Source organism: Neobacillus niacini NBRC 15566, from assembly GCF_001591505.1.
Taxonomy (GTDB): domain Bacteria; phylum Bacillota; class Bacilli; order Bacillales; family Cytobacillaceae; genus Neobacillus; species Neobacillus niacini.
In genome coordinates, this window is record NZ_BCVA01000030.1 from 1 (window position 1) to 17,372 (window position 17,372).

Consider the following 17,372-nt stretch of genomic DNA (forward strand, 5'->3'; position numbering starts at 1 on the left):
GGCAGGGGTCCGCTAGCCGGACCAGTTGTGGCAGCCGCCGTTATTTTGCCTGAGGATTTTTATTTGCCAGGTATTGATGATTCAAAAAAAATTTCCGAAAAAAAGCGCAATGAATATGATGAAATCATTAGACGTGAAGCGTTAGCAGTTAGTGTGGCAAAGATTGACGCTGCTGAAATTGATCGTGTCAATATTTATGAGGCAACAAAAAAAGCTATGCTTGCTGCAATTGCTTCTTTAAGCCCCCAACCAGAGGTTTTGCTTATAGACGCAATGAAACTTGAAACACCTTTTATGGTGGATTCTATCATTAAAGGGGACGCAAAAAGTGTGTCTATAGCAGCTGCTTCGATAGTAGCAAAAGTTGCTAGAGATCGATTAATGGTGGAATTATCAACGCAATTTCCTGAATATGGTTTTCAACAAAACATGGGGTATGGTACAAAGGAACATATACACGCTATTCAAAGTCATGGCATTACCCCTTATCATCGAAAGAGCTTTGCACCTGTAAAAGAATGGGTGATGGATAAATAACAAGACAAGCTTTTTATGCTTGTTTTGTTATTGTTAGAAAACATTAAGTTGTCATTATTTGGTTTTTTTATTTATGAAAGCGCTTTAATTGCTGGATTTAACAATTCATAATATTATGAGGAATATAATTTTTTTGTGCATAACTGTGGACAAGGTTTCAGTCATTATATAAAATGAAAACGGAGTCAATTTTTTGAAGAGTTTGATAGGAGGATGGGAAATGAATATCCATGAGTATCAGGGGAAAGAAATCCTCAGAAAATACGGGGTAAGTGTTCCTAATGGAAAAGTGGCTTTCACTGTTGAAGAAGCTGTTGAAGCTGCAAAGGAATTAGGCACACAAGTATGTGTGGTTAAGGCGCAAATTCATGCTGGCGGCAGGGGGAAAGCCGGCGGTGTTAAAGTTGCTAAAAACCTTGATGAAGTTCGTACATATGCGAGTGAAATCCTAGGGAAAACGTTGGTTACACACCAAACAGGCCCAGAAGGTAAAGAAGTAAAGCGTCTTTTAATTGAAGAAGGCTGCGACATCAAAAAAGAATATTACGTTGGTCTTGTATTAGATCGTGCTACTTCAAAAGTTGTACTCATGGCTTCTGAAGAAGGCGGAACAGAAATTGAAGAAGTAGCTGAAAAAACTCCGGAGAAAATCTTCAAAGAAGAAATTGATCCGGTTCTAGGCTTAATGCCTTATCAGGCGCGCCGAATTGCATTCAATATCAACATTCCAAAAGAGCTTGTGAATCAAGCAGTTAAATTTATGATGGGCTTATATAATGCTTATATCGAAAAGGATTGCTCGATTGCTGAAATCAACCCATTGGTTGTTACAGGCGATGGTAAAGTAATGGCGCTTGACGCAAAGTTAAACTTTGATTCAAATGCTTTATATCGTCAAAAAGACGTGCTCGCTTACCGTGACCTTGAGGAAGAAGATCCAAAGGAAATCGAAGCTTCTAAATATGATTTAAGCTATATTTCTTTAGATGGAAATATCGGCTGTATGGTAAATGGTGCCGGACTTGCTATGGCAACAATGGATATCGTTAAGCATTATGGCGGAGACCCAGCGAACTTCCTTGATGTTGGGGGCGGCGCTACAGCTGAGAAGGTTACAGAAGCATTCAAAATTATCCTTTCTGATCCAAACGTAAAAGGTATTTTTGTTAATATCTTTGGCGGAATCATGAAATGTGATGTCATTGCTGAGGGTGTAGTCGAGGCTGCTAAGCAGGTTCAACTAAGCGTACCTCTTGTTGTTAGACTTGAGGGAACAAACGTTGATTTAGGTAAGAAAATTCTTGCTGAGTCTGGTTTAGCCATCACTCCTGCAGAATCAATGGCTGACGGTGCACAAAAAATCGTTTCACTTGTGAAATAGGATCGAAAGAAAGGGGAATTAACGTGAGCGTTTTTATTAATAAAGATACGAAGGTTATTGTTCAAGGGATTACAGGTTCAACTGCCCTTTTTCATACAAAACAAATGTTAGAATACGGAACACAAATTGTAGCTGGAACCACTCCAGGTAAAGGCGGCATGGAAGTTGAAGGTGTACCGGTATTTAATACAGTGAGTGAAGCTGTTGCAGCTACAGGCGCTACTGCTTCTGTTATCTACGTTCCAGCGCCATTTGCTGCGGATGCTATCATCGAAGCTGTTGATGCTGAATTAGATTTAGCGATCTGTATTACGGAGCATATCCCAGTTTTGGATATGGTAAAAGTAAAGCGTTATATGGAAGGCAAGAAGACCCGTTTAGTTGGTCCAAACTGCCCAGGTGTTATTACAGCTGACGAATGTAAGATTGGTATCATGCCAGGCTACATTCATACAAAAGGTCATGTTGGGGTTGTTTCTCGTTCTGGAACATTAACCTATGAAGCTGTTCACCAGTTAACACAAGCAGGAATCGGTCAGACTACTGCTGTTGGAATTGGCGGAGACCCTGTAAATGGTACAAACTTCATCGATGTATTAAAAGCATTTAATGAAGATCCAGAGACATATGCTGTTATCATGATTGGTGAAATCGGCGGAACGGCTGAAGAAGAAGCAGCTGAATGGGTTAAAGCAAATATGACTAAACCTGTTGTTGGATTTATCGGTGGTCGCACTGCTCCTCCAGGAAAGCGTATGGGCCATGCTGGTGCGATTATTTCAGGTGGTAAAGGAACTGCTGATGAAAAGATCCGTGTTATGAATGAATGCGGAATTAAAGTGGCAGATACACCATCTGTTATGGGTGAAACGTTAATTGAAGTTCTAAAAGAACAAGGTATATACGATAAGTGTAAAACACACTAAGAATAGTAGAAATAGTCCCTTTTTACAGAGGGACTATTTCTTATTTATTTTTTTAATAATGGAGGCTTATTAATGGATGATTTTAGAGAAAGACTTGTTGCTCTGCTCCACCATTCAGGAATGACCTGGAATACAGTTTTGCAATTCATAAAAAAAGACCCTTCTCTTCAAACAGCTATACATGATGAACAACGATTCTTCCAATATAATCTATTCCCACCCTCAACAAACACTATCATAAAAAGTTCCCCTTCCATAACATCGAATCAACTTCAGTACATTTCCCAACAAATCGAGGAATACGAAAAAAATAACATTAAGGTAATTACAATCTTTGATGAAAATTATCCTAGTCTGTTAAAAGAAATATATCAGCCGCCATGGGTATTATTTATAAAAGGAGATCTAACATTACTAGAAAAACAGCCAAAGCTGGCAGTGGTTGGCTCCAGAGAAGCAACTCAATATGGCAAGAATGCCATATCTGTTTTGTTTCCTCCATTAATCGAAAAGGGTGTAGCGATTGTAAGTGGTTTAGCCAGAGGTATAGATACACTTGCACATGAATGTGCAATGAAAAATGGAGGCAAAACCATTGCAGTTATAGCAGGAGGATTGTATCATATCTATCCAAAGGAGAATGCTGAATTAGCAAAGGAAATGATGAAATCACAGCTGGTAATTTCCGAGTATCCACCGGATACGAAACCATTGCGATGGCATTTCCCAGCACGCAATAGAATCATCAGCGGATTATCAAATGGTACATTTATAATAGAAGCAAAAAGAAAAAGCGGATCCCTCATTACCGCTAACTATGCTGTACATGAAGGGAGAGAGGTATTTTCACTACCTGGGAGCATATTTAGTCAACATTCACTAGGTACAAATGACCTCATCAAGCAGGGAGCAAAGCTAGTCATGAGCAGTGAGGATATACTAGAAGAACTTCACTTATAACCATAATTGTCAAAAACAATATCGATGAATCAGTAGTTTTTTAAAGGTTTTTTCTATATTCTTGGAGAATAATGCTTAAAAAGCTTGAAATTATTTCTAATATGTTATACATTTTCCAACAGATATTCGAAAAAAAGAATGTGTAAATAGGAATATTTTGGCGTATTATTATCATTAACTAGTTGTAAACGGTTTCGATATCATTGACATCAACAGTTATTTGTTTAAAAATAAGAGGTATTCATGAAGATATACTATCCACTTTTCTTAGGAATGATTATATAAATTGATAAATTTAGGGATAAGGCATTTTTGTAAAGTATTTTCACAGATCCGAATTGAGAAATTTGGAATTTAGGAAAACTTCTCAAATTGTAAGCAGGCTGATTATTTTTCAGAGTGCTTTCACATTTCTTATATCCCCTTGAGGAGGATTATTTGCATGGCAGAGTTTCTGGTAATTGTAGAATCACCAGCAAAAGCGAAAACGATCGAACGTTATTTAGGTAATAAATATAAAGTTAAGGCATCCATGGGACATATACGTGATTTGCCGCGAAGCCAAATGGGAGTCTCTAAAGAAACGAACTTTGAACCCAAATACATTACGATTCGCGGAAAAGGGCCAGTATTAAAAGAATTAAAGACAGCAGCAAAAAAAGCCAAGAAAGTCTTTCTCGCGGCCGACCCGGATCGCGAAGGGGAAGCAATTGCTTGGCATTTGGCACATAGCTTGGATGTTGATATAAAATCCGATTGCCGGGTGGTCTTTAATGAGATAACAAAGGACGCAATTAAAGAGTCCTTTAAGCACCCCCGCCCAATCAACATGGATTTGGTTGATGCGCAGCAAGCCAGAAGGGTTCTGGATCGTCTTGTTGGTTATAACATTAGTCCGCTACTTTGGAAAAAAGTAAAAAAAGGATTAAGTGCTGGACGAGTTCAATCCATTGCGGTCCGATTAATTATTGATCGGGAAAAAGAAATTAAGGCTTTTGTGCCTGAAGAATATTGGACAATCGAGAGTGAATTGCTTAAGGGGAAGGATCATTTTAGTGCCTCTTTCCATGCACTGGCGAATAAAGAAAAAGTAGAACTTAAATCGGAACAAGATGTTGAGGCTATTTTGAAGCAAATGAAGGGTGATAAGTTTAAAGTCGTTGCTGTTACCAAAAAGGAACGAAAAAGAAACCCATCACCAGCTTTTATTACCTCTTCCTTGCAGCAGGAAGCTGCAAGGAAACTTAATTTCCGTGCTAAAAAAACCATGATGTTAGCTCAGCAATTATATGAAGGAATTGAGCTAGGGGCAGAAGGAACAGTTGGTCTTATTACTTATATGAGAACGGACTCAACCAGGATTTCAGAGGTAGCACAGAAAGAAGCAGCAGAATATATTCAAAAAGAATTCGGTGAGAACTTTTTAAAAGAAGATGAGCGAAAAGAAAAAAAACAAAACGCCAATACTCAAGATGCTCACGAAGCGATTCGTCCAACAAGTACTTTCCGTGATCCAAATAGTGTGAAACAATACTTATCAAGAGACCAATTGCGGCTTTATAAGCTAATTTGGGAAAGATTCTTGGCAAGTCAAATGGCACAGGCTGTTATGGATACAATGAGTGTAGATCTTCAAAATGGGAATGTACTTTTCCGGGCAAATGGTTCAAAGATAAAGTTTCCTGGTTTTATGAAAATCTATGTAGAGGGAACAGACGATCAAGTGGAAGAAAAGAATAAAATGCTGCCGGATCTTAAAGAGGGCGACGAGGTCTTCAAAAAGGATATAGAACCGAAACAGCATTTTACTCAGCCGCCGCCGCGCTATACTGAAGCTAGGTTAGTTAGAACACTTGAGGAATTAGGGATTGGCAGACCATCTACCTATGCGCCAACATTGGATACGATACAAAAACGAGGGTATGTGGCATTAGATAATAAACGTTTTGTTCCCACTGAGCTAGGGGAAATCTGTAATGAATTAATGCTCGAATTCTTCCCTGATATTCTTAATGTTGACTTTACTGCCAAAATGGAACAGGATTTAGATAATGTGGAAGAAGGTAAAGTCCGCTGGGTTGAAATCATTGATGAATTTTATCAAGATTTTGAAAAGCATTTGGCCAAAGCCGAAGAGGAAATGCAATCTGTTGAGATAAAAGATGAGCCTGCTGGTGAGGATTGTGAACTATGCTCTAACCCAATGGTTTTCAAAATGGGCAGATACGGTAAATTCATGGCATGTAGTAATTTTCCGGATTGCAGAAATACAAAAGCAATTGTAAAGGAAATAGGCGTTACATGTCCTAAATGTAAAGAAGGCAGTATAATTGAACGTAAGAGCAAGAAAAAGAGAATCTTTTACGGGTGTAACAGATTTCCAGAATGTGACTTTATCTCATGGGATAAACCATTACCACGAAATTGTCCAAAGTGCGAAGGTCCACTGGTTGAAAAGAAATTGAAAAAAGGCGTTCAAGTGCAATGTATTGAATGTGATTACAAAGAAGAACCACAAAGTTAAGGGTGAGCACAAGCTCTCCCTTTTCACTTTTTTTTAATGACCCCATCACTTTTTATTGAAACATAAAACTTTTTTGTTTTTGATTCGTATAGTACAATGCAAGATGGGCTAAAAAGAGGGAAAAGTAAACATAGTAAAAAGTAAAGCTAGATTCATGGTGCTTAAGCTTTGAAAAATCAGGAGGTAAATACATGAACGATGTAACAATAAATGTAATTGGTGCTGGTTTAGCTGGAAGTGAAGCTGCTTGGCAAATTGCCAAACGTGGTGTAAAGGTTCGTCTTTATGAAATGAGACCAGTTAAACAGACACCTGCCCATCATACTGATAAATTTGCAGAACTAGTATGCAGCAATTCCTTACGAGCAAATACCTTAACAAATGCAGTCGGTGTATTGAAGGAAGAAATGAGATTACTTGACTCTGTTATCATTGCTGCCGCTGATGCATGCTCGGTCCCTGCAGGAGGTGCTTTAGCAGTAGATCGTCATGAGTTTGCAGCTAAAGTGACAGAAATGGTTAAAAACCATGAAAATGTTACGGTCATAAATGAAGAAGTAACAGAAATTCCTGAGGGAATAACGATTATTGCAACAGGACCATTAACAAGTCCTGAGTTATCGAATAAATTAAAATCTTTAACTGGTGAGGATTATCTATATTTTTATGATGCCGCAGCACCTATCCTTGAAAAAGATAGCATTAATATGGATAAGGTTTATTTAAAATCAAGATATGATAAAGGCGAAGCTGCCTATTTAAATTGTCCAATGACGGAAGAAGAGTTTAACACGTTTTATGAAGCACTAGTTGCAGCGGAAACAGTTCCATTAAAGGAATTTGAAAAGGAAATCTTTTTTGAAGGCTGTATGCCAATTGAAGTTATGGCCCAAAGAGGAAAGAAAACCATGTTATTTGGTCCGTTAAAGCCAGTTGGTTTAGAAGATCCGAAAACAGGGAAAAGACCTTTTGCGGTGGTACAATTACGTCAAGACGACGCAGCAGGAACTCTTTATAATATCGTAGGATTCCAGACACATTTAAAATGGGGTCCGCAAAAAGAGGTAATTCAGTTAATACCTGGACTTGAAAATGTAGAAATTGTCCGTTACGGGGTTATGCACCGTAATACTTTTATCAATTCACCAAAGGTACTTAAAGCTTCTTATCAATTTAGGGAGCGTGAAAATTTATTTTTTGCTGGCCAAATGACGGGTGTAGAAGGATATGTTGAATCTGCTGCAAGTGGACTAGCTGCCGGAATAAATGCTGCTAGATTAGCTATGGGAGAAGATCCTGTTGAGTTTCCTGTTGAAACAGCAATTGGAAGTATGGCACGCTATATTACCACTGCAAACGCAAAGAATTTTCAGCCAATGAATGCTAATTTTGGACTGTTTCCAGATTTACCTGAAAAAATTAAGGGAAAACAGGAACGTAATATGCAACATGCAAACAGAGCGTTGGAAACAATTCAGAACTTTGTGAAAGTTTTGTAAAATTTATTGCAAGGGATTAAGAAGTATGTTACGCTTTAGTAGCCTTTGTGAGGTTGACATATTAATAAATGTGACTGTTTTATTAACTTTCGTTAACTACCATTTACAATGGAAACAAACTTAATCACAATAAACAATTGGACAACCCCAATATGCTCAGTGTAAAATTCTTTTGTTCATGGGTGAACAAGTGAGGACTAGTGGAAGCAATTGAACGTATATACCCATTTATAAAAGGGAATAAATGAATAAAGTTTTCATACTATTTCTAGTGTAATGCACTTGTCTACTTAAGACAATCTCTTGTTACATAGGTTTGCTAATGAATTTGCAAGAGGAGGAAAAATGATGAACGAATTTCATGCCACGACGATATTTGCAATCCATCATAATGGTCAATGTTCAATGTCTGGTGATGGTCAAGTCACATTTGGTAATGCAGTAGTGATGAAGCACACAGCAAAAAAGGTTAGAAAAATATTTAATGGAAGAGTATTAGCTGGGTTTGCCGGATCTGTAGCCGACGCTTTCACTCTTTTTGAAATGTTTGAAGGCAAATTAGAAGAATACAATGGTAACCTCCAACGAGCTGCAGTGGAGCTAGCGAAACAATGGAGAAGTGATAAGGTTCTTAGAAAGTTAGAAGCGATGTTAATCGTCATGAATAAAGAGGATTTACTTCTCGTATCAGGTACAGGAGAAGTTATTGAACCTGACGATGGAATTCTAGCAATTGGATCAGGTGGGAATTATGCACTTGCAGCTGGACGATCTCTAAAGAAATATGCAGGTGACCATCTTACTGCAAAAGAAATTGCAAAGGCTTCTTTAGAAATAGCTGCTGAAATTTGTGTATATACAAACCACAACATTATCGTGGAAGAGCTCTAACGGGAGGGAACCTACAATGGCTAAAACAGATAACCTAACACCGCGTCAAATTGTTGAGAGACTGGATCAATATATAATAGGTCAGAAGGACGCAAAAAAAGCAGTTGCAGTTGCGTTGAGAAATCGATATAGACGAGGTTTGTTAAACGAAAAACTACGCGAAGAAATTATTCCTAAAAACATTTTAATGATTGGTCCAACAGGTGTTGGTAAAACCGAAATTGCCAGGAGAATTGCTAAGCTAGTTGGTGCCCCATTCGTTAAAGTAGAGGCTACGAAATTTACAGAAGTCGGTTATGTGGGCCGTGATGTTGAATCGATGGTTCGGGACCTCGTTGAAACATCTGTCAGATTGGTTAAAGAAGATAGAATGTTAGCAGTGAAGGAACGTGCTGAGGAAAATGCAAATGCCAGGCTGGTTGATTTACTAGTTCCATCGGCAAAGAAAGCACAAAATTATAAAAATCCGCTTGAAATGTTATTTGGCGGCGGCAATACAACTCCTGAGCAGGATACCCATCAAGAAGATTACTCAATAACTGAAAAACGTAAAATTGTCAGGGAAAAGCTAGCACTTGGTCAACTAGAAGAAGAAATCGTTACTGTAGAAGTTGAAGAGCAAACACCGTCCATGTTTGATATGCTTCAAGGTTCAGGGATGGAACAAATGGGTATGAATATGCAGGACGCACTAAGCAGCTTTATGCCGAAAAAACGGAAGAAAAGAAAGTTAACTGTCCGTGAGGCAAGAAAAGTTTTAACCAATGAAGAAGCTGCAAGATTGATTGATATGGATGAGGTTACTACGGAAGCCGTTTATCGTGCTGAACAAACAGGTATCATCTTTATCGATGAAATTGATAAAATTGCAAGCAGAAACTCAGGCGGATCTTCTGCTGATGTGTCTCGTGAAGGCGTACAGCGTGATATTTTACCAATCGTTGAAGGTTCAACCATTGTAACGAAATATGGATCCATTAGAACGGATTATATTTTATTTATTGCTGCTGGTGCTTTTCATATGTCAAAGCCATCAGATTTGATCCCGGAATTACAAGGGCGGTTACCGATTAGGGTTGAACTAACTAAGTTAACCGTTGACGATTTCTTCAGAATTTTAATTGAACCGGATAATGCATTAATTAAACAATATCAGGCATTATTAGAAACAGAAGGTATACAAATTGAATTTTCTGACGATGCTATTCGTAGAATAGCTGAAGTTGCTTTTGAAGTGAATCAAAATACAGATAATATTGGGGCTAGAAGACTTCACACCATTTTAGAAAAACTACTCGAAGATTTGTCGTTTGAGGCACCTGATATTTTAATGGAGAAGATTACGATTACTCCACAATATGTTGATGATAAGCTTGGAGCAATATCAAAAAACAAAGATTTAAGCCAATTTATCTTGTAATTATATAACAATTAAACTTAATAATGGTTCTGAGTTAATTAGGAGGAAGAAACAGATGGATTTACTTACTAAAACGAGAAAAATTAATGTGTTATTACAAAAAGCAGCAGGAAAACCAGTAAACTTTAAAGAAATGTCTGAAACCCTAAGCGAAGTGATTGAAGCGAATATTTTCGTTGTCAGCCGCAGAGGTAAGCTTTTAGGCTTTGCAATAAATCAACAAATTGAAAATGAACGTATGAAGAAAATGTTGGAAGATAGACAATTCCCAGAGGAATATACTAATGGTCTTTTTAGCATTCAAGAAACATCTTCAAACCTTGACGTTGATAGTGCATATACTGCATTTCCTGTTGAAAACAGAGATTTATTCCGTGAAGGATTAACTACCATTGTGCCAATTATTGGCGGCGGGGAACGTCTAGGGACATTAATCCTTGCAAGATTGCAAGAAAAATTCCATGATGATGATCTTATTCTTGCTGAGTACGGTGCAACGGTAGTTGGTATGGAAATTTTACGTGAAAAGTCAGAAGAAATTGAAGAAGAAGCAAGAAGCAAGGCGGTTGTTCAAATGGCTATCAGTTCATTATCATATAGTGAGCTTGAAGCTATCGAACATATTTTTGAAGAATTAAATGGCCATGAAGGCTTACTTGTAGCTTCAAAAATTGCAGATCGTGTTGGTATTACACGTTCTGTTATTGTTAATGCTTTAAGAAAGCTAGAAAGTGCTGGAGTAATCGAATCTCGTTCCCTTGGTATGAAAGGAACATATATCAAAGTTCTAAACGATAAATTCCTAGTAGAGCTTGATAAATTAAGATCTAATTAATGATAGCAGTAGTCCCCAGTATAACTGGGGATTTTTTTTGAAAGTAAAACTTGATTGTTATTCGCACATATGCTATATTATTTAACGGTGTTATTACACACGCTTGTTGATTTAACAGCCGGTGCTGTAAATTTTACAGTTGCTGTTTAAAAATGAGACAAGCGGAGGAAAACGAAACCATAGGAGGAAAATAACATGTCAGTAATTTCAATGAAGCAATTGCTTGAAGCTGGTGTACACTTTGGACACCAAACTCGCCGTTGGAACCCTAAGATGAAGAAATATATCTTCACAGAGCGTAACGGTATCTACATCATCGACCTACAAAAAACAGTTAAGAAAGTTGAAGAAGCTTATAACTGGGTGAAAGATCTTGCTGCAAACGGCGGAACAATCCTTTTTGTTGGTACGAAGAAACAAGCTCAAGATTCTGTTAAAGAAGAAGCAGCTCGTTCAGGTATGTACTTTGTTAACCAACGTTGGTTGGGTGGTACTTTAACTAACTTTGAAACAATCCAAAAGCGTATTGGTCGCTTAAAAGATATCGAAAGAATGTCAGAAGACGGTACTTTCGAAGTATTACCTAAAAAAGAAGTTGTTCAACTTAAGAAAGAACAAGAACGCCTTGAAAAATTCTTAGGCGGAATCAAAGATATGAAGCAACTTCCTGATGCACTATTCATCATCGACCCTCGTAAAGAGCGTATCGCAGTAGCAGAAGCTAAAAAGTTAAACATTCCTATCGTAGGTATTGTTGATACTAACTGTGATCCAGATGAAATCGATGTTGTAATTCCAGCTAACGATGATGCAATCCGTGCCGTTAAACTATTAACTGGTAAAATGGCGGATGCGATTCTAGAAGCTAAACAAGGTGAAGAAGTAGCACAAGAAGCGTAAGATAGTGACTTATTCAAAAAGGTGATAAGAGGGAGACCCTTTATCACCTTTTTTTAAGAAATGTTTATCTTATGCAGGAATGGCTAAGATATTATAGTACATAGTTTAAGGAGGAATTACTAATGGCAGTTACTGCTCAAATGGTAAAAGAATTACGTGAAAAAACTGGCGCTGGAATGATGGATTGTAAAAAGGCGTTAACAGAAACAAATGGTGATATGGAAAAAGCAATTGACTTCTTACGCGAAAAAGGAATTGCGTCAGCTGCGAAAAAAGGTGACCGTATTGCAGCAGAAGGTTTAACATATGTTGTTGCTGAAGGAAACAATGCAGTTATTTTAGAAGTAAACTCTGAGACAGATTTCGTTGCAAAGAACGAAGCATTCCAAAACCTTGTAAAAGAATTAGCTGCGCACTTGCTTGCTAACAAACCGGCAACTGTTGAGGAAGCTTCTGCACAAACTATTAATGGCGTAACGGTTGCAGACTACATCAATGCAGCTATTGCTAAAATTGGTGAAAAGTTATCTCTTCGTCGCTTTACTGTAGTATCTAAAACTGACAATGATGCTTTTGGTGCATACCTTCACATGGGTGGCCGTATTAGTGTTTTAACAGTTCTTGAAGGTACAACTGATGCAGATGCAGCGAAAGATGTTTCTATGCACATTGCTGCCCTAAGACCATTATATGTTTCACGTGACCAAGTTTCTCAAGAAGAAGTTGAGCGTGAGCGTCAAGTGTTAACTACACAAGCTCTTAACGAAGGCAAACCTGAAAAAATCGTTGAAAAAATGGTTGAAGGCCGCCTTGGCAAATATTTCGAAGATGTTTGCTTACTTGATCAAACTTTCGTTAAAAACCCTGATCAAAAAATCCGTCAGTTCGTAGAGTCAAAAGGCGCTACTGTACGTGAATTTATTCGCTACGAAGTAGGCGAAGGTATTGAAAAGCGTGAAGACAACTTCGCTGAAGAAGTTATGAATCAAGTTAATAAAAAGTAATTGGTTCTAATCAAGGTACGCAAAATATGTTTTGAATAGGGAACACGTTGTGTTCCCTATTTTTAAAGTTTTTTTTAATAATAATAATAATATACATAATAAGGAGGTTCATATGAGCGGTCCTAAGTACAAACGTGTCGTTCTAAAACTAAGCGGGGAAGCACTTGCTGGAGAATCTAGCTTCGGTATTAAACCATCCGTTATTAAATCAATCGCTGGACAAGTAAAGGAAATTGCAGAACTTGGTGTTGAGGTGGCAGTTGTTGTTGGCGGTGGTAATATTTGGCGTGGTAAAATAGGCAGTGAGATGGGAATGGACAGAGCAACTGCGGATTACATGGGTATGCTTGCCACAGTCATGAACTCATTAGCACTTCAAGATAGCTTAGAACATTTGGGGATTGAATCACGCGTTCAAACCTCCATTGAAATGCGTCAAGTTGCAGAACCATATATTAGACGTCGTGCAATGAGACATTTAGAAAAGAAGCGAGTAGTTATTTTTGCTGCGGGTACAGGTAATCCATATTTTTCAACCGATACAACTGCTGCACTTCGTGCTGCTGAAATCGATGCCGAAGTGATATTAATGGCAAAGAATAATGTGGACGGTGTATATTCTGCTGATCCTCGTCTTGACCCGAATGCAACAAAATACGATGACCTCACTTTCTTGGATGTTATTAAAGAAGGATTAGCTGTTATGGATTCAACTGCTTCTTCATTATGTATGGATAATGATATTCCACTTATTGTTTTCTCTATTATGGAACAGGGCAATATTAAACGTGCTGTTATGGGTGAAAAAATTGGAACGATTGTTAGGGGGAAAATTTAATGCCAAAACAAGTGATTTCAACTGTAAAAGATAGAATGTCAAAAGCTATCCAAGCTTACACTCGTGAGCTTGCGAGTATTCGTGCAGGGAGAGCGAGTGCTTCTTTACTCGATAGAATTACAATTGACTATTATGGAGCACCAACACCAGTAAATCAAATGGCAGGAATTTCAACTCCAGAAGCTAGACTTCTTGTTATTCAGCCTTATGATAAATCGATTCTAGGTGATATTGAAAAAGCCATTCTTAAATCCGATTTAGGTTTGAATCCTTCAAATGATGGTCAGGTGATTCGCCTTGCTATTCCTCAATTGACAGAAGAGCGCCGTAAAGAGCTTGTTAAATTGGTTAAGAAAGAATCTGAAGAGGCTAAAGTAGCCATCCGTAATATTCGCCGTGACGGTAACGATGACTTGAAAAAGTTGGAGAAAAACGGAGAAATTACCGAAGATGCCCTTCGCGGTTATTCTGATGATATTCAAAAGCTAACAGATGAGCATATCAGCAAGATTGACCAAATAACAAAAGACAAAGAAAAAGAAATCTTGGAAGTTTAATTATTTTGAAGAACCCTCTTTTCAGGGGGTTTTTTCACTATTTTCTCCTTAAAATAATTTTTAAAGTGGAAAGTAAAACATCATTCTTATTTCTTGTACTAATACATAAATTAATTAGAAGAAGATATATTTTTACTTTTTTGGTATGATAAAAGCATGCAAAAATCAGCATTCTTCATATATATCAACACAGGCTCTGTGGGCATGATCTATTATCGGAGGAAATGATTATCTTAATTTGGAGGAGCAATGTTATGTTTAATAAAATTAGGCTTTGGAAGAATCAAAATAATAACTCTTCCACACTCCGAGAACATATAGAAGAGGTTAAAAAATTGCCGGTACCGGAACATGTAGCGATTATTATGGATGGCAATGGGCGTTGGGCAAAGAAAAGAGCGTTGCCGCGAATTGCAGGTCATCATGAAGGTATGAAGGTCGTGCGGAAAATAACGAAGTTAGCAAACGCACTTGGAATAAAAACGCTGACGTTATATGCTTTTTCAACGGAAAATTGGAAACGGCCAAAAAATGAAGTAGATTACTTAATGAAGCTTCCAGAAGAATTTTTAGGGACCTTCCTGCCTGAGCTAATTGATGAAAATGTTAAAGTAGAAATGATGGGCTATAAAGACCAACTGCCGGTACATACATTACATGCAATTGAAAAAGCCATGGAAGACACAAAGGACAATGATGGTCTTGTATTAAACTTTGCCCTTAACTATGGAAGCAGGTCTGAAATTATTGATGCGACCAAAAAAGTCTTAAATGATTATAAAAGTGGAATACTGAAAGAGAGCGAATTAAATGAAGAAGTATTCTCTTCATATCTAATGACATCCGACCATAAAGATCCGGATCTATTGATCCGAACTAGCGGGGAAATACGTCTAAGCAATTTTATGCTTTGGCAATTAGCCTATACCGAGTTTTGGTTTACGGATGTATTATGGCCAGATTTTAGAGAAAAACATCTAATTGAAGCAATTGAAGCATATCAAAATCGTCAACGTCGATTTGGCGGTATTTAAGTACTTTCTCAAGTCCTATAAAGGTGTTGAAATCTTAGATGAAGCAAAGAATCATTACAGGAGTCGTAGCAGCTGCTTTATTTCTACCTATTGTTTTTTACGGTGGACTACCTTTTGTATTATTAACGTACTTCCTAGCAACAGTGGGATTGTTTGAATTATTAAAAATGAAAAAACTTAGTATTTTTTCAGTTCATGGACTGTTAACAGTTTTATTTCTCTGGGTTATTTTATATCCAGAGCAGTACAGTGACATAGTAGATTCCTTTTACTATACAAAAACGGAACTTGGAATTGCCTTTATACTATTGTTATTGGCCTATACTGTCATAACGAAAAATCGATTTACCTTTGAAGATGTCGGTTTTTCGATATTATCGGCCATTTATGTTGGCATCGGTTTTTATTTCTTTATTGAAACGCGTGATGCCGGTCTAGTGTATATTTTTTACTCTTTGTTTATGATTTGGGCCACTGATTCAGGTGCCTACTTTGTTGGAAAAGCTACAGGCAGAACAAAACTATGGCCAGAAATTAGTCCCAACAAAACGGTGGAAGGTTCGCTTGGCGGTGTAGTTTGTGCATTAATTGTCGCTGTCCTCTTTTCTTTATTGACAGACATAAATGCAAACTTACTATCTTTACTTGTAATAACCGCTGTACTTTCAATCTTTGGACAAATAGGGGACTTAGTCCAATCTGCGTTTAAGCGTCACTTTGGCGTAAAGGATTCGGGAAATATTCTTCCGGGACATGGTGGAATTCTTGACCGTTTTGATAGTCTTTTATTCGTTCTGCCATTATTACATTTTTTTCACTTATGGTAGAATTTGGGAGTTGAATGATCGTTGAAGAGGATTAGTATTTTGGGTGCTACGGGCTCAATTGGAACCCAAACTTTAGATATTTTGCGTGAACATCCAACAGAATTTAAATTAGTGGCAATCTCTTTAGGGAAGAATCTAGAATTAGCAAGAAAAATGATTGCTGAATTTCAACCAGAGCTTGTTTCTGTACAAGAGTACCATGATTGTAATACATTAAAACTAGAATTCCCCAAAACTAAATTTACCTTTGGCGATGAGGGGCTTGTAGAAGTTGCTGTCTACCCTTCGGCTGATATCCTCGTAAATGCGGTTCTTGGTAGTGTTGGCTTAAATCCAACCTTACAAGCAATTGAAAGTGGCAAGACCATCGCAATTGCGAATAAAGAGACATTGGTAACAGCTGGGCACCTTGTCATGGAAGCTGCCGAAAGGAATGGAGTAGCATTACTTCCAGTGGATAGTGAACATTCGGCTATTTTTCAATGCCTGCAGGGTGAACAAGATAAGACCATAGAAAGATTGATTTTGACTGCCTCCGGTGGAAGTTTCCGTGATCGGACCCGAAACGACCTTGAAGGTGTTACAGTAAAAGAAGCCTTAAATCACCCTAATTGGTCAATGGGAGCAAAAATAACCATAGATTCAGCTACAATGATGAACAAAGGGCTTGAAGTGATTGAAGCACATTGGCTATACAATATGCCGTATGAAAAAATTGATGTCCTTCTTCATAAAGAAAGTATTATTCATTCAATGGTAGAATTTCATGACAGCAGTATTATCGCACAGCTGGGAACACCTGATATGCGAGTACCGATCCAATATGCGCTTTCATACCCTAACCGCTTACCGTTAGCTTCATCTCAACGATTAAATTTAGCGCAAATAGGTAAATTGCACTTTCAAGAAATGGACGATGACCGTTTTCGCTGTATGAAATTTGCTTATGAGGCAGGGAAAAAAGGCGGGACACTTCCAACTGTCTTAAATGCTGCAAATGAAGTGGCAGTAGCTGCATTTTTAAATGAAAAGATTACATTCTTACAAATTGAGGATATGATCGAAAAGGCATTAACCAAGCATGATATAATTATAAATCCTGACTTATCCATTATTCATGAGGTGGACAAAGAAACAAGACAATATGTATCTTCACTTCTATAAAGGCTGTTATCGTAAAAATAGTTGTAAAAATCATAAATCCGATTTTTACTTTGAAATAACTATTTTTCGCTTTTG

Annotated in this window: 16 protein-coding genes; all 16 read left to right on the forward strand. The window is 37.6% G+C overall.

Features of this window, described 5'->3' with window-relative positions:
- Positions 1 to 537: ribonuclease HII (locus BANA01_RS19240; protein WP_063254305.1), on the forward strand; the 537-nt coding region annotated here is incomplete at its 5' end.
- A 220-nt stretch (positions 538 to 757) separates the two neighbouring features.
- A complete protein-coding gene (sucC, locus tag BANA01_RS19245) occupies positions 758 to 1,918 on the forward strand; it encodes an ADP-forming succinate--CoA ligase subunit beta (RefSeq protein ID WP_034675701.1) in 1,161 nt (386 codons plus the stop codon).
- Between the two features lie 23 nt (positions 1,919 to 1,941).
- Positions 1,942 to 2,844 carry a succinate--CoA ligase subunit alpha gene (gene sucD, locus BANA01_RS19250; protein WP_034675699.1) on the forward strand — a complete coding sequence of 301 codons (903 nt, stop codon included), beginning with the start codon at positions 1,942 to 1,944 and terminating at the stop codon, positions 2,842 to 2,844.
- Positions 2,845 to 2,916: 72 nt separating this feature from the next.
- Complete coding sequence (gene dprA / locus BANA01_RS19255; RefSeq protein ID WP_034675697.1) at positions 2,917 to 3,804, forward strand: DNA-processing protein DprA; 888 nt, start codon at positions 2,917 to 2,919, stop codon at positions 3,802 to 3,804.
- Positions 3,805 to 4,246: 442 nt separating this feature from the next.
- A complete protein-coding gene (topA, locus tag BANA01_RS19260; RefSeq protein ID WP_034675695.1) occupies positions 4,247 to 6,328 on the forward strand; it encodes a type I DNA topoisomerase in 2,082 nt (693 codons plus the stop codon).
- 191 nt (positions 6,329 to 6,519) lie between these two features.
- Positions 6,520 to 7,827, forward strand: coding sequence for an FADH(2)-oxidizing methylenetetrahydrofolate--tRNA-(uracil(54)-C(5))-methyltransferase TrmFO (gene trmFO / locus BANA01_RS19265; protein ID WP_034675692.1), 1,308 nt, complete (start codon positions 6,520 to 6,522; stop codon positions 7,825 to 7,827).
- A 348-nt stretch (positions 7,828 to 8,175) separates the two neighbouring features.
- Positions 8,176 to 8,718: an ATP-dependent protease subunit HslV gene (gene hslV, locus BANA01_RS19270; protein ID WP_034675689.1), complete on the forward strand. Its 543-nt coding sequence runs from the start codon at positions 8,176 to 8,178 to the stop codon at positions 8,716 to 8,718.
- A 16-nt stretch (positions 8,719 to 8,734) separates the two neighbouring features.
- Positions 8,735 to 10,138, forward strand: a complete 1,404-nt coding sequence (gene hslU, locus BANA01_RS19275; protein WP_034675687.1) for an HslU--HslV peptidase ATPase subunit — start codon at positions 8,735 to 8,737, stop codon at positions 10,136 to 10,138.
- Between the two features lie 55 nt (positions 10,139 to 10,193).
- The gene (gene codY, locus BANA01_RS19280; RefSeq protein ID WP_063254306.1) at positions 10,194 to 10,973 is read left to right on the forward strand and encodes a GTP-sensing pleiotropic transcriptional regulator CodY; all 780 of its coding nucleotides are present in this window, start codon (positions 10,194 to 10,196) and stop codon (positions 10,971 to 10,973) included.
- Between the two features lie 195 nt (positions 10,974 to 11,168).
- Positions 11,169 to 11,873 (forward strand): 30S ribosomal protein S2, encoded by a 705-nt coding sequence (gene rpsB, locus BANA01_RS19285; protein WP_034677043.1) that lies wholly within the window; start codon positions 11,169 to 11,171, stop codon positions 11,871 to 11,873.
- 122 nt (positions 11,874 to 11,995) lie between these two features.
- Complete coding sequence (gene tsf / locus BANA01_RS19290; RefSeq protein WP_034677041.1) at positions 11,996 to 12,877, forward strand: translation elongation factor Ts; 882 nt, start codon at positions 11,996 to 11,998, stop codon at positions 12,875 to 12,877.
- Positions 12,878 to 12,989: 112 nt separating this feature from the next.
- Positions 12,990 to 13,715 (forward strand): UMP kinase, encoded by a 726-nt coding sequence (gene pyrH / locus BANA01_RS19295; protein WP_034677039.1) that lies wholly within the window; start codon positions 12,990 to 12,992, stop codon positions 13,713 to 13,715.
- Positions 13,715 to 14,272 (forward strand): ribosome recycling factor, encoded by a 558-nt coding sequence (gene frr / locus BANA01_RS19300; protein ID WP_034677036.1) that lies wholly within the window; start codon positions 13,715 to 13,717, stop codon positions 14,270 to 14,272. Before pyrH ends, frr begins: the two co-directional genes overlap by 1 nt.
- Positions 14,273 to 14,526: 254 nt before the next feature.
- Positions 14,527 to 15,306, forward strand: coding sequence for an isoprenyl transferase (locus BANA01_RS19305; RefSeq protein ID WP_034677034.1), 780 nt, complete (start codon positions 14,527 to 14,529; stop codon positions 15,304 to 15,306).
- A 38-nt stretch (positions 15,307 to 15,344) separates the two neighbouring features.
- Positions 15,345 to 16,133: a phosphatidate cytidylyltransferase gene (locus BANA01_RS19310; RefSeq protein WP_063254307.1), complete on the forward strand. Its 789-nt coding sequence runs from the start codon at positions 15,345 to 15,347 to the stop codon at positions 16,131 to 16,133.
- 21 nt (positions 16,134 to 16,154) lie between these two features.
- On the forward strand, positions 16,155 to 17,297 hold the full coding sequence (gene dxr, locus BANA01_RS19315) for a 1-deoxy-D-xylulose-5-phosphate reductoisomerase (protein ID WP_034677045.1): 1,143 nt from the start codon (positions 16,155 to 16,157) through the stop codon (positions 17,295 to 17,297).
- Positions 17,298 to 17,372 lie beyond the last annotated feature (75 nt).

What these genes read in the sequence shown, in the direction of transcription:
- BANA01_RS19310 (WP_063254307.1), top strand. Translation starts at nt 15,345, where the DNA reads ATGAAGCAAAGAATCATTACAGGAGTCGTAGCAGCTGCTTTATTTCTA.
- hslV (WP_034675689.1), top strand. Translation starts at nt 8,176, where the DNA reads ATGAACGAATTTCATGCCACGACGATATTTGCAATCCATCATAATGGT.
- trmFO (WP_034675692.1), top strand. Translation starts at nt 6,520, where the DNA reads ATGAACGATGTAACAATAAATGTAATTGGTGCTGGTTTAGCTGGAAGT.
- sucC (WP_034675701.1), top strand. Translation starts at nt 758, where the DNA reads ATGAATATCCATGAGTATCAGGGGAAAGAAATCCTCAGAAAATACGGG.
- pyrH (WP_034677039.1), top strand. Translation starts at nt 12,990, where the DNA reads ATGAGCGGTCCTAAGTACAAACGTGTCGTTCTAAAACTAAGCGGGGAA.
- tsf (WP_034677041.1), top strand. Translation starts at nt 11,996, where the DNA reads ATGGCAGTTACTGCTCAAATGGTAAAAGAATTACGTGAAAAAACTGGC.
- codY (WP_063254306.1), top strand. Translation starts at nt 10,194, where the DNA reads ATGGATTTACTTACTAAAACGAGAAAAATTAATGTGTTATTACAAAAA.
- hslU (WP_034675687.1), top strand. Translation starts at nt 8,735, where the DNA reads ATGGCTAAAACAGATAACCTAACACCGCGTCAAATTGTTGAGAGACTG.
- topA (WP_034675695.1), top strand. Translation starts at nt 4,247, where the DNA reads ATGGCAGAGTTTCTGGTAATTGTAGAATCACCAGCAAAAGCGAAAACG.
- BANA01_RS19305 (WP_034677034.1), top strand. Translation starts at nt 14,527, where the DNA reads ATGTTTAATAAAATTAGGCTTTGGAAGAATCAAAATAATAACTCTTCC.
- frr (WP_034677036.1), top strand. Translation starts at nt 13,715, where the DNA reads ATGCCAAAACAAGTGATTTCAACTGTAAAAGATAGAATGTCAAAAGCT.
- dprA (WP_034675697.1), top strand. Translation starts at nt 2,917, where the DNA reads ATGGATGATTTTAGAGAAAGACTTGTTGCTCTGCTCCACCATTCAGGA.
- rpsB (WP_034677043.1), top strand. Translation starts at nt 11,169, where the DNA reads ATGTCAGTAATTTCAATGAAGCAATTGCTTGAAGCTGGTGTACACTTT.